At 67.9% G+C, this 12,096-nt stretch carries 8 protein-coding genes; 2 read left to right on the top strand and 6 right to left on the bottom strand.

The genetic code is table 11. The features are described from left to right. Window positions 1-28: 28 nt before the first annotated feature. The 5 genes from HMJ39_RS08595 to HMJ39_RS08575 form a co-directional block, all read right to left on the bottom strand. Window positions 29-673, bottom strand: coding sequence for an SPOR domain-containing protein (locus HMJ39_RS08595; protein ID WP_194296989.1), 645 nt, complete (start codon window positions 671-673; stop codon window positions 29-31). Then, window positions 673-2,436: an arginine--tRNA ligase gene (gene argS, locus HMJ39_RS08590; RefSeq protein WP_194296988.1), complete on the bottom strand. Its 1,764-nt coding sequence runs from the start codon at window positions 2,434-2,436 to the stop codon at window positions 673-675. Before argS ends, HMJ39_RS08595 begins: the two co-directional genes overlap by 1 nt. A gap of 64 nt (window positions 2,437-2,500) precedes the next feature. Next, window positions 2,501-3,640: an HlyD family secretion protein gene (locus HMJ39_RS08585; RefSeq protein ID WP_194296987.1), complete on the bottom strand. Its 1,140-nt coding sequence runs from the start codon at window positions 3,638-3,640 to the stop codon at window positions 2,501-2,503. Window positions 3,641-3,673: 33 nt separating this feature from the next. Next, entirely contained in the window at window positions 3,674-5,230 is a 1,557-nt protein-coding gene (locus tag HMJ39_RS08580) for a DHA2 family efflux MFS transporter permease subunit (RefSeq protein ID WP_161384263.1), read from the bottom strand. Between the two features lie 108 nt (window positions 5,231-5,338). Beyond that, complete coding sequence (locus HMJ39_RS08575) at window positions 5,339-7,525, bottom strand: primosomal protein N' (protein ID WP_194296986.1); 2,187 nt, start codon at window positions 7,523-7,525, stop codon at window positions 5,339-5,341. A 128-nt stretch (window positions 7,526-7,653) separates the two neighbouring features. On the opposite strand from HMJ39_RS08575, the gene rpmE reads away from it, so the two are divergent. Together rpmE and HMJ39_RS08565 are read left to right on the top strand one after the other, a co-directional pair. Continuing rightward, the gene (rpmE, locus tag HMJ39_RS08570) at window positions 7,654-7,875 is read left to right on the top strand and encodes a 50S ribosomal protein L31 (RefSeq protein ID WP_161384261.1); all 222 of its coding nucleotides are present in this window, start codon (window positions 7,654-7,656) and stop codon (window positions 7,873-7,875) included. 101 nt (window positions 7,876-7,976) lie between these two features. Then, complete coding sequence (locus tag HMJ39_RS08565; RefSeq protein WP_194296985.1) at window positions 7,977-9,251, top strand: malic enzyme-like NAD(P)-binding protein; 1,275 nt, start codon at window positions 7,977-7,979, stop codon at window positions 9,249-9,251. 126 nt (window positions 9,252-9,377) lie between these two features. On the opposite strand, the gene HMJ39_RS08560 is transcribed toward HMJ39_RS08565, so the two are convergent. After that, window positions 9,378-11,915 (bottom strand): penicillin-binding protein 1A, encoded by a 2,538-nt coding sequence (locus HMJ39_RS08560; RefSeq protein ID WP_194296984.1) that lies wholly within the window; start codon window positions 11,913-11,915, stop codon window positions 9,378-9,380. Between the last annotated feature and the right edge of the window lie 181 nt (window positions 11,916-12,096).

The raw sequence follows: 12,096 nt of genomic DNA, 5'->3' as shown, positions 1-12,096 counted from the left end.
GCCCGGGCCGTCGGGGTCGGAAGGGTGCTCAGTCCTTGAGCTGGATGGGCAGGGTTTCCACGCCGTTGGCGGCGAGTTTGTCCTGGGCCCGGTGCAGGGCGTTGATGTTGTTGTAGGGGCCGATCATGACCCGGTGCCAGGTGTCGCCGTTGTCCAGTTTCACCGGCTGGATGCGCACGTCGTAGCCCTTGAGGATCAGCTCCGCGCGGCGCCGGTCGGCGTCCTTCTGATTGCGGAAGCTGCCCGCCTGCAGCACGAAGCGCTGATCGTGGCGGCCGGCCACCGGAGCGTCGTCGTCTTCCTGGCCGGAGGAGGACGGGGCCGGGCTCGCTTCCTTCACCGGCTTCGAGGGGCCATCTTCATCGTCGCCCTTGGGGACGATCACTTCCATCTTGGGCAGCACCGCGTAGAAGTCGAACTTGGGTTCGCCGTCGTCCTCGTCGGCCTCTTGCCGCTCCGGCTGCGACGGTGATTCCGCCGGCGCCGGCGTCTTGTCGGCGCCGCCCCGGTCGCCGCCCTGTTCCAGCTGGACATGGGCCAGGTGCACCAGGAAGGCCACGAACAGGCCGGCCACGGCGCCGGTGAACAGCCACACCCAGCCGGGAACCTGACGGCGGTTCGGTTGCTTGCCGCTGCGGCCGCGGCTGGCGCCGCGGCGGGTGTTCTTCGCCATTACATGCGCTCCAGGGGTTCCAGGCCCAGCAGATCCAGGCCTCGGGCCAGGGTGCGGGCGGTCAGCGCGGCCAGCTTGAGGCGGCTGGTTTTCAGCGTCTCGTCCTCGGCGGCCAGAATCGGGCAATGCTCATAGAAGGCCGAGAACAGGCCGGCCAGGTCGAACAGATAGGCGCACAGGAAGTGCGGCTGGCCCTTGGCGGCCACCTGCTCCACCACCTCGCCGAACTGCACCAGGCGGGCGGCCAGGGCCTGTTCCGCGTCCTGGTCCAGCCGGAAGGCACCGTTCAGGTCGCCGACCTGGTCCAGGCCCAGGCCGGCCTTGCGGAACACGCTCACCACCCGGGTATAGGCGTACAGCAGGTAGGGGGCGGTGTTGCCCTCGAAGCTGAGCATCTGGTTGAAGTCGAAGATGTAGTCGCTGGTGCGGTTCTTGCTGAGATCGGCGTATTTCACCGCGCCGATGCCCACCGCCCGGGCGATGGCGCGGGCCTCGTCCTCGCCCAGATCGCCGTTCTTGGATTTCACCAGATCGTAGGCGCGCTGTTCGGCTTCGTCGAGCAGGTCGATCAGCTTCACGGTGCCGCCGTCGCGGGTCTTGAAGGGGCGGCCGTCCGGACCGTTCATGGTGCCGAAGCCCAGGTGCTCCATCGCCACGTGATCGTCCACGAAGCCGGCCTTGCGGGCCACCGCGAAGATCTGCTGGAAGTGCAGGGCCTGGCGTTGATCCACGAAATACAGCAGGCGGTCGCCGCCCAGCCCGCGGGCCCGGTAGCGCACCGCCGCCAGGTCGGTGGTGGCGTAGAGATAGCCGCCGCCGGCCTTTTGCACGATCACCGGCAGGGTGTCGCCGTCCTTGTTTCTGAATTCGTCCAGGAACACGCAGCGCGCGCCCTGGTCCTCGGTGAGCAGGCCGGCGGCGTCCAGGTCGGCCACCACCTTGGGCAGGTCGTCGTTGTAGGCGCTTTCGCCGCGCACGTCGTCCGGGCCCAGGCGCACGCCCAGGCGGCGGTAGACCGCGAAGCAGTGGCTCAGCGACACCTGGTTGAATTCCCGCCACAGCTTCAGGCAGTAGTCGTCGCCGGACTGCAGCTTGACCACCAGGGCGCGGGCCCGGTCGGCGAACTGATCGGACTCGTCGAAGCGCTGCTTGGCGGCCCGGTAGAAGGTTTCCAGGTCGGACAGTTCGCGGTTGAGCGCCTGGTCGCCGTCCTCGTCCTTCCTTTCTTCCAGGTAGGCCAGCAGCATGCCGAACTGGGTGCCCCAGTCGCCCACGTGGTTCTGCGGCACCACCTTGTGGCCGAGGAAATCCAGGGTACGCACCACGGCGTCGCCGATGATGGTGGAGCGCAGGTGCCCCACATGCATTTCCTTGGCCAGGTTGGGCGAGGAGTAGTCGATCACCACGGTCTGGTGCCGCGCCGGGCGCGGCACCGCCAGGTGCGGGTCGGCGAGGGCGGCCTCAAGCTGGTCGGTGAGCCAGCTTTCCGCCTGGAAGAAGTTGATGAAGCCGGGGCCGGCGATCTCCACCTTCGCCACCGCCTTGTCCTCGGGCAGGGCGTCCACCAGGGCCTGGGCCAGGTCGCGGGGCTTCAGACCCGCCGGCTTGGCCAGCATCAGGGCGATGTTGGTGGCGAAATCGCCGTGGCTTTTGTCCTTGGTGCGATCGATCTGCACCGGTCGCCGCGCGTCCGCGGGCAGGGTGCCGTTGGCGGTCAGGCTTTCCAGCGCTTGCTCGATCAGGGCGACAAGACGGTCTTTCATGTTCTTCCGGGGCCGTGGATTGGGCCGCCGATTGTACGTGAAACGAATGCGGAATTCCGCCCCCTCAGCCGCCGCTCACGTCGATGTCCACCTCCACCATCATGCCCGGGCCGATGCGCTCCACGGGGCCCTCGGTGAGCCGGATGCGCACCGGGATGCGCTGGGTGATCTTGGTGAAGTTGCCGGACGGGTTGGGATCGGGCAGCAGCGCGAACTGGCTGGTGGCGGCGCGGCCGACGATGCGCACCTCGCCGGCGAAGTGCTCATCCGGGTAGGCGTCCACGGTGATCGCCACCGGCTGGCCGGGGCGCAGCTCGCCGATGTCGGTCTCCTTGATGTTGGCCTCCACCCAGAGATCGTCCGGGTCGTGCATCATCAACAGCGGTTGGCCGGCGCTCACGTACTCGCCCTGATCCACCAGGGTCTTGTTGACCACGCCGCCGATGGGGCTGGGCACGCGCAGGTCGCGCACCCGCACTTTTTCCTCCTCCAGGTCCGCCCGGGCGCGGGCCAGCTGGTTCTCCGCCACCTTGACCCGGGAGCGCATCACCGCCGGCGGCGGCAGCGGTACCTGCACGCCGTTGAGAAAGCCCACATGGGCGTTTTCAGCCTGGGAGCGGCTCACCGCCACTTCCTGCTGGGCGCGCTGATACTCGGCGCGGGCGGTCTGGTAGGCGTAGTAGTCCTGGTCGCGGCGTTGCTTGGAGATGGAGCCTTTCTTGTAGAGCGCCTCGGTGCGTTTGTAATCCTCCCGGGCGCTGGTCAGGCGGGAGCGGGCGGCTTGCTCGGCGGCCTTGGCGGAATCCAGCTCCTGGCCGGTGATGGTCACCCCGCCCTGGAACTGCTGCTCACCCAGCTCCTGGCGCGCGCGTTCGTAATCCAGCCGGGCCTGCATGGTGGCCACTTCCGCCTCCAGGGCGGCCAGGTGGCGCTGTTCCGGCTCGCTGTACAGGTTGGCCACGGTGTCGCCTTTTTCCAGCCGGTCCCCTTCGGTGATGGTGAAGTCCGTGACCCAGCCGTCCAGACGGCTGCTGACGGTGACCTGGCTGGCCATGACGCGGGCGTCCTGGGCGCTCACGTGGGTAAGCCGGTGGGCGATGGCGAAGGCCATCCACACCAGGCACAGCAGCACCAGGATCGCCAGCGCGGCGAGCTTGAGCCGCCGCGACGGGCGGCGTGGCGAAGCGGAGGAGGACGAAGTCATGGTGAAATCCTTGATTCGGTCACGTGAATGAACTCAATGGGTCGGCGCGCCGCGCCCCAGGCGGCTGAGCAGCAGTGACGGCACGGCCACCACCACCAGGCTGGCGACCAGGACCCAGAAGCCGTCCTGGTAGGCCAGGATCGACGCCCAGATGGCCTCGACGCGGCCCATCAGATGGCCGGCGATGGCGCCCTGCTGGGTGTCCGGCACGCCCAGCCGGCCGGCCAGCTCGGCGAGCTGGCCCAGTTGCTGCTGGGCCTGGGCGTTGCCGGCGTGCACCCCGGCGTTGAGGTGCTGGCCATGGCTGGCGGTGCGCCGGTCCAGCAGGATCACCAGGGCGGCGGTGCCCATGGCGCCGCCCAGCTGCATGGCGAAGTTGATGGCCCCGGAGCCGTGGCCGGTGAGGCGGGGTGGCAGGGCGGCGATGGCCTTGGACAGGGTCGGCGGCGGAAACGCCGCCATGCCGATGGACAGCACCGCCATGGCCACCGCCAGGTAGGTGAAGCTGGTGTTCCAGTCCATGTGCGTCATCAGCCACACCGCCATCAGGGTGCAGGCCAGCCCGGGGAGGGTGATCCAGTGCGGCGGGTAGCGGTCGCTGAGCCGGCCCACCATGGGCACCAGCACCGCCAGCACGGCGGTGGAGGGCAGGAAGATCTGGCCGGCGCTGATCGGGCTGTAATGCAGGATCGACTGCACGAACTGGGGCAGCAGATACATGATGCCGTAGAAGGTGCCGCCGAACAGCAGCATGGCCAGGGTGCCGATCACGAAGGTGCGGTTCTCGAAGATCGCCAGATCCAGCAAGGGGTGGGCGGTGCGTTTCTGCCAGGCCACGAAGGTGGCGCCGCAGAGCAAACCGGTGAGCAGCAGGGTGGGCACGTAAGGGTCGTCCCAGCCCCAGCGCTGGCCGTTGGACAGCGCCGCCAGCACCGTGAACACGGCGGTGAACAGCAACACCACCCCGGCCCAGTCGAACGGCGGGCGCGGGCCCTTGTGCTCACGGGGCGGCAGGAAGAAATAGCCCATCACCACCGCCGCCACGCAGATCGGCAGGGTGATGAAGAACACATAGCGCCAGGTGAAATGCTCCACCAGCCAGCCGCCGATCACCGTGGCCAGGGTCAGTGGCAGCCCCAGGCACATGCCGTACATGGCGGTGGCCATGCCCCGGTTCTGGGGCGGGTAGGCGGCGAACAGCGCCTCCATGGCCACCGGGCGGATCAGGCCGGTCATGCCGCCCTGGATCACCCGCGCGGCGATCAGCATGCTCATGCTCTGGCCCAGGCCGCCCAGGAAGGAGGCGGCGATGAACACCAGCAGCAACCCCATGAAGGTGGCGCGCTGGCCCACCGCCGACACCAGCCAGGGCGCCATCAGCAGGGATACCGTGGTGGACGCCAGGAAGCCGGTGGACAGCCATTGCACCTGGCTGTCGCTCATGCCGAACGCGCCCTTTATATAAGGAATGGCCACATTGACGATGGTGATGGACATGCCCAGGGCCACCAGGCCGAGCATCACGGTGAGGGTGACCCAGATGCGATAACGGGTGCCGTAGCGGTCGAACAGGGCGTCGACCTGGCTCATGCAACTCTCCTGGCCGGGAATGAAAAGCGCCGGGGACGCTTGGGAAGGCGGGTATTTTAGTCAAGTTATATGACTTATTTCCATCGGTATTTTCGATGGCGGCCAGCGTCAGAGCAGATCGATGGGGTCCACGTCCAGGTGCCAGCGGCAGCGGCGGCCGGAGGGCAGGGACCGGGCCAGGGGCATGAGGGTGTCCAGCAAACCGTGCAGGGCCGGGCGGTTGGCGCTCTGCACCAACAGCTGGGCGCGGTAGCGGCCGGCCCGTTTTTCCATGGGCGCGGGCACCGGGCCGAGCACATGGGCGCCCTCCACCTCGGGCAATTGGGTGGCGCATTCCTCCAGGAAGGCCAGGGCCTGGTCCATGGCCATGGCTTCGCAGCGCAACAGGGCGAGGTGACCGAAGGGCGGCAGCGCGGCGGCCCGGCGTTCCGCCAGCAGGGCGTCGGCCAGAGCGTGGTAATCGCCGGCGGCGGCCAGACGCACCAGGTTATGGTCGCCGTGACGGCTCTGCATCAGGACCCGGCCGGGCCGGTCCTGGCGGCCGCTGCGGCCGGCCACCTGCAGCAGCAGTTGGGCGGCCTGCTCCGGCCCGCGGAAGTCGGCGCTGAGAAAGCCGGCGTCCATGTTCATGATCACCGCCAGGCTGAGGCGCGGAAAATGGTGGCCCTTGGCCAGCATTTGGGTGCCCACCAACACCGCTGGCTCGCCCTTCTGGATCTGCGCCAGCTTGGCGTCCAGGCTGCCCTTGCGGCGGGTGGTGTCGCGGTCGATGCGCACTACCGGCGCGTCGCCGTGCTCGGCGAGCAGGCTTTCCAGTTTTTCGGTGCCGGCGCCGGCGTCGGTGAGGTTGGTGGAGCCGCACTGGCCGCAGCGTTGCGGCACCCGGTGCTGGTGGCCGCAGTGGTGGCAGCGCAGCCGGTGCTCGCTGCGGTGCCAGGTCATCAGGCTGTCGCAGCGTGGGCATTCGTCCTGCCAGCCACAGTCGCGGCACAGGATCACCGGCGCGAAGCCGCGCCGGTTGAGGAATACCAGGGCCTGCTCGCCACGGGCCAGGGTCTCGCTGATCGCCTTCAGGGCGGTGGGCAGCAGCGGCCGGTCCGGGGTGGCGTCGCGGGCGTCCAGCAATTCGATCGGCGGCGCGCCGGCGCCGCCGGCCCGCTGGCGCAGGCGCAACCAGTGATAGCGCCCGTCGCGGGCCAGTTGCAGGGTCTCCAGGGCCGGGGTGGCGCTGCCGTGCACCACCGGCACGGCCAGCTGCTGGGCGCGCCAACTGGCCAGGTCGCGGGCGTGATAGCGGAAGCCATCCTGCTGTTTCAGGGAGGCGTCGTGGGCCTCGTCGACGATGATCAGGCCAGGGCGCGCCAGGGGCGTGAACACCGCCGAGCGGGTGCCGATGAGAATGCGCGCGTGGCCTTCCCGGGCGGCCACCCAGGCGTCCAGCCGCTCGCGGTCGGTGAGGCCGGAATGCAGCACCGTCACCGGCACCGCGAAACGCTGCCGGAAGCGGCGCAGGGTCTGCGGCGTGAGGCCGATTTCCGGCACCAGCACCAGCACCTGCTTGCCGGCGGCCAGCACCGGCGCCATGGCCTGCAGGTACACCTCGGTCTTGCCGCTGCCGGTGACGCCGTCGAGCAGGAAGGGTTGAAAGCCCTCGGCGCCGGTGATCGCCTCGATGGCGGCGCGCTGCTCGGCGTTGGCGTGCAGGGCCGGTTCGGCGCGCACCTCGTCCACCTCCGGCGGCGGCGTCTCGGCCACTTCCACCCGCTCCACCCATTCCTTGTCGCGCAGGGCCTGCAGCGCCGGCCGCGACACCGACAGGGCTTCCAGCATGGCCGGGGTGAGCCCGCGCGGGTGCTCGGCGAGGATTTCCATGGCCTGAAGCTGGCGCGGTGCCCGGGCCAGCCGGTCCGGCGCCACATGGTGGCCACGGTCGGTGAGGCGCCAGCGCACCTCGCCGCCGGCGCGGGCCGGCTGACCCTGGCGCAGCAACGCCGGCAGCACGAAGTTGAGCACTTCGCCCAGGGGGTGGTGGTAGTAGCGGGCGGCGCGTTCGCACAGGGCATACAGAGCCGGGTCGATGACCGGTTCGTCGTCGAGCACGCGCTTGACGGTCTTGAGCTGTTTCAGCTCGCTGGGTTGGTGGTCGTGGACCAGGCCCACCAGGGTGCGGCGGCCGAACGGCACTTCCACGCGACAGCCACGGGCGGGGGCCGGCGCGCCGGGGGGCAGACGGTAGTCGAAGCAGCCGGGCAGGGGCACCGGCAGGGCGACCTGTACAACGGATGGAGACGGCACGGGAAGCGTCCGGTTATCTCTTGCGCATCGGTGTCAAGCTGTTATGATTCGCCTTCACTTTTGCCCGGCGCAAGCCAGTGTGGTGCCCGACGATCGGCTCGGGTAGCGACACCCGAAGGAGCTTAGCTATGAAAACAGAGATCCATCCCGATTACCAGGACGTGTCCATCACCTGCAGCTGCGGGAACGTGATCGAAACGCGTTCCACCCTGAGCGGCACCTACGAGGTGGATGTGTGCTCCGCCTGCCACCCGTTCTACACCGGCAAGCAGAAGCAGGCCGAAAGCGGTGGCCAGATCGACAAGTTCAAGCAGCGTTTCGGCATGATGCGCTCAGGCAAGAACAAGTAAAGACTAAAACGCGTTTCGTCTTGCCTGTGAAAAGCACCCGCCAGGGTGCTTTTTGCTTTTCGCAGAGTATTTTTTGTTATTGAGTGTTTGTGGAGACCCCCATGTCCGAGGATCTGAAAAAGGCGGCCCTGGAATACCACGCGAAACCGCGTCCGGGGAAGATCAGCGTTGAGGTGACCAAGCCGGCGGCGACCAGCCGTGACCTCAGCCTGGCGTACAGCCCGGGGGTGGCGGAGCCGGTGCGTGAAATCGCCCGCGAGCCGGAGCTGGCTTACCGGTTTACCTCCAAGGGCAATCTGGTGGCGGTGATCAGTGATGGCAGCGCCATTCTCGGTCTTGGCAATCTGGGCGCGCTGGCGTCCAAGCCGGTGATGGAAGGCAAGGGGATCCTGTTCAAGCTGTTCGCCGGCATCGACGTGTTCGACATCGAGGTGGAAGCCGAGGACCCGCAGGCGTTCATCGACACCGTTGTGCGCATCCACCGCACCTTCGGCGGCATCAATCTCGAGGACATCCGCGCGCCGGAATGCTTCGAGATCGAGCGCGTGCTCAAGGAGCAGTGCGACGTGCCGGTATTCCACGATGACCAGCACGGCACCGCCATCGTGGTGGGCGCCGGCCTGCTCAATGCTCTGGAGATCCAGGGCAAGAACATCGAGGACATCAAGGTGGTGTGCGTGGGCGCCGGCGCCGCGGGCGTGGCCTCCGTGCGCCTGCTCATCGAGATGGGCGCGCGCAAGGAGAACATCCTGGTGCTGGACCGCAAGGGCGTGATCCACAGCCGCCGCGACGATCTCAACCAGTACAAGGCGGCGCTCGCCAACGACACCGACAAGCGTACCCTGGACGACGCCGTGGAAGACGCGGATGTGTTCATCGGGGTGTCCGGGCCGGACATGCTGACCTCGGAGATGGTCAAGAAGATGGCGCCCAAGCCGATCATCTTCGCGCTGGCCAACCCGGATCCGGAGATCCGCCCGGAAGTGGCCAAGGCGGCCCGCGCCGACGCCATCATCGCCACCGGCCGGTCGGACTACCCGAACCAGGTGAACAATGTGCTGTGCTTTCCGTACATGTTCCGGGGTGCTCTGGACGTGCGCTCCACCTCCATCAACGAGGAGATGAAGATCGCCGCCGTGCACGCCATCGCCGAGCTGGTGCGCGAGGCGCCGCCCAAGGAAGTGCTGGAGGCCTACGGCGGCGGTGAGCTGAAGTTCGGCGCGGACTACATCATTCCCAAGCCCAATGACCCGCGTCTGCTGGGGCGGGTTGCCGCGGCGGTGGCCGAGGCGGCGGTGGAATCCGGCGTTGCCCGTAAGGGGTACCCGTCCCATTACCCGCTCAACTCGCTGGACGAGATCTTCCCGGAGCTTTGAGAAAGGGCGGCCCGGGGCCGCCCGATGCAGGATGAAGGATGAAGGATACAGGGTATGGCACGGTGCCTGGCCCTTCATCTTGTATCCTGAATCCTGCATCGCGGCGCCGAAAGGCGCCGCTCTTGTTTAGAAGATCTGCTCCGGGCTGCGCCCATCATTGCTGTGCGGGGCTTCCAGCTCCGGCACGTTGTCCTCGCGGAAGTACTCGAAGATGGCGTCATCGTTGTCCGGCCGGGCACGCAGGCCGCTTTCCGGGTCGATGCGCACGGACACCACGCCCGGCGGCTGCGGCGGATGCCGTTCCGGCACGCCGTCCAGGGCCTTGCCCATGTAGTCGATCCAGATCGGCAGGGCGGCGCGGCCGCCGTACTCGCCCCAGCCCAGGGTGGCCGGGTTGTCGAAACCCACCCAGACGGTAGTCACCAGGGCCGGCGAGAAGCCGGAGAACCAGGCGTCCACCTGATCGTTGGTGGTGCCGGTCTTGCCGTGCAGATCATCGCGGCCCAGGCGGCGGGCGTCGCGGCCGGTGCCGCGCATCACCACGTCGTGGAGGAGGGAGTTCATCAGCCAGATGGTGTCCTCGTCGATCACCCGGGGCGCCTTCACCGGCGGCGGCTGGATGAAGCGGCCCTCGTCGTCGGCCTCCGGGGTGCTTTCCGGCACGCTCCCGGCGTCGTCCACCACGGCGCAGGGCGCCTCGCACTTCTCCACCGCCGGGGCCTTCCACAGCACCTTGCCGTTCTTGTCCTCGATGCGTTCGACGAAGAACGGCCGCACCCGGTAGCCGCCGTTGGCGAAGATGGCGTAGGCGGTGGCCACCTCCAGCGGCGTCAGGGAGGCGCTGCCCAGGGCGAGGGACAGGTCGCGCTGGAAGCGGTCGGTGGGCAGGCCGAAGCGGTCCAGGGTGTTCATGGTCTGGCTGATGCCCATCTGCCGCAGAATGCGGATGGACACCAGGTTGAGCGACCGGTACAGCGCTTCGCGCAGCCGGGTGGGGCCGTAGAAGCGGTCGCTGGCGCCGGTGGGCCGCCAGGCCTCGTCCAGGTTGGCGTCGTCGAACACCACCGGGGCGTCATTGATGATGGTGGCGGGGGTGAAACCGTTTTCCAGGGCGGCGGTGTAGACGAACGGCTTGAACGCGGAGCCCACCTGGCGGCGTGCCTGAACCGCCCGGTTGAACTTGGAGGCGTAGAAGCTGTAGCCGCCCTGCAGGGCGCGCACCGCGCCGGTGTCCGGGTCCACGGAGGCGATCGCCGATTGCGCCTTGGGCAGTTGCGCCAGGCGCCAGTGGGAATCCTCGCCGCCCCCTACCGGGCGCACATAAATAATGTCGCCCGGTTGCAGCACGTCGGCGGCCCGGTTCGGCGCCTCGCCCACATAGCCCTTGCGCAGGGCCGGCTTGGCCCAGCGCAGGTCGTCCCAGTCGAGTACCGCCTGCTTGCCGTCGGCCAGCAACACCGCCGCCTGGCGCTCGCGCAGGGCGGTGACCACGGCGGTGCGCAGGGGGCCGTAGGCGGGTTGGTCGCGGAAGGTGTCCACCCAGGCGGCGCGGTCGTCGTCCAGGGTGTCCGCCGGGTCCGGCTTGGTTTCCTCGGCCAGTTCCGGTTCCGGCTGGTCCTGGTCCGGCGCCGCCTCGGTGTCCTCCGGCTCGGGCCAGCCCGGTTGCGGCAGGCCGTCGATGTCCACCTTGCCCAGCGGGCCCCGGTAGCCGTGGCGTTCGTCGTAGGCGTGCAGGCCCTGGCGCAGAGCGGCGACGGCGGCGTTCTGGCGCTTGGCGTCCAGGGTGGTGAAGATGCGCACGCCCTCGGTATAGATGTCCTGGTCCACCAGCTTCTCGGCGGCCACGCGCGCCAGTTCGCCCATATAGGCCCCTTCCACCTCCGGCCGGGCGGCGTGGTAGCGGGCGGTCACCGGCGCCTGGCGGGCGCTTTCCATCCGTTCCTCGCTGATCGCGCCGGTGCCCACCATGCGCTGCAGGATCCAGTTGCGGCGCACCCGGGCCCGATCCGGATTGGTGATCGGGTTGTAGGCGGAGGGCGCCTTGGGCAGGCCGGCGATCATCGCCCACTGGGCCAGTGACAGCTCGCCGATGGGTTTGCCGTAGTAAACCTGGGCGGCGGCTTCGGCGCCGTAGGCGCGGTGGCCCAGGTAGATCTTGTTCAGATACAGCTCGAGGATTTCCTCCTTGCTGAGGATGCGCTCGATCTGGATCGCCAGCACGATCTCGTTGAACTTGCGCAGGAAGCGCTGCTCCCGGTCGAGGAAGAAGTTACGCGCCACCTGCATGGTGATGGTGGAGCCGCCGGAGCGGATCTCCTGGTAGCGCAGCAGCTCCAGGGCGGCGCGCAGCAGCCCCTTGGGGTCGACCCCGGGGTGCTCGAAGAAGCGGTCGTCCTCGGCGGCCAGCACCGCCTGCACGAACAGCGGCGGCAGGTCCTCGTAGGTGACCGGCTCGCGGCGTTTCTCGCCGTACTCGGCGAGCAGTTTGCCGTCTTCGGTATAGATTCGAAGCGGGATCTGGTATTCCACTTCACGGATGGCGCCGGCGGCCGGAAGCTGCGGGGCCAGGTAGAGGTAACAGGCGGCGAGGACCAGGAGGGCGCCGGTAACGGCGGCCAGCGCGAGCAGCGCGAGGGCCCGGATCCAGGAGACGGTCAAACGCATATTGTTGCAATTGCTCCGGCGATCGGAAGAAAGGCCTAGCAGACCCGTGAAGCAGGTCATTATACGGTGGAAAGGTTGTTGTGATCTAATATCCGTTCTGTTATTACTAATTTCTAAAGTGGTTAGGCATAAAAACCACGTAACTACATATTTTTGAAGCAAAAAAGCCTTCATTACAAAC

Origin of the sequence: Alloalcanivorax profundimaris (assembly GCF_015265435.1) — a bacterium.
GTDB classification, from domain to species: Bacteria; Pseudomonadota; Gammaproteobacteria; order Pseudomonadales; family Alcanivoracaceae; genus Alloalcanivorax; species Alloalcanivorax profundimaris.
This window is presented reverse-complemented; position numbering and strand designations above follow the sequence as displayed.

Excerpts from the sequence above, each read along its gene's own strand:
- HMJ39_RS08595 (WP_194296989.1), bottom strand. The coding sequence starts at position 673 with ATGGCGAAGAACACCCGCCGCGGCGCCAGCCGCGGCCGCAGCGGCAAG.
- argS (WP_194296988.1), bottom strand. The coding sequence starts at position 2,436 with ATGAAAGACCGTCTTGTCGCCCTGATCGAGCAAGCGCTGGAAAGCCTG.
- HMJ39_RS08585 (WP_194296987.1), bottom strand. The coding sequence starts at position 3,640 with ATGACTTCGTCCTCCTCCGCTTCGCCACGCCGCCCGTCGCGGCGGCTC.
- HMJ39_RS08580 (WP_161384263.1), bottom strand. The coding sequence starts at position 5,230 with ATGAGCCAGGTCGACGCCCTGTTCGACCGCTACGGCACCCGTTATCGC.
- rpmE (WP_161384261.1), top strand. The coding sequence starts at position 7,654 with ATGAAAACAGAGATCCATCCCGATTACCAGGACGTGTCCATCACCTGC.
- HMJ39_RS08565 (WP_194296985.1), top strand. The coding sequence starts at position 7,977 with ATGTCCGAGGATCTGAAAAAGGCGGCCCTGGAATACCACGCGAAACCG.
- HMJ39_RS08560 (WP_194296984.1), bottom strand. The coding sequence starts at position 11,915 with ATGCGTTTGACCGTCTCCTGGATCCGGGCCCTCGCGCTGCTCGCGCTG.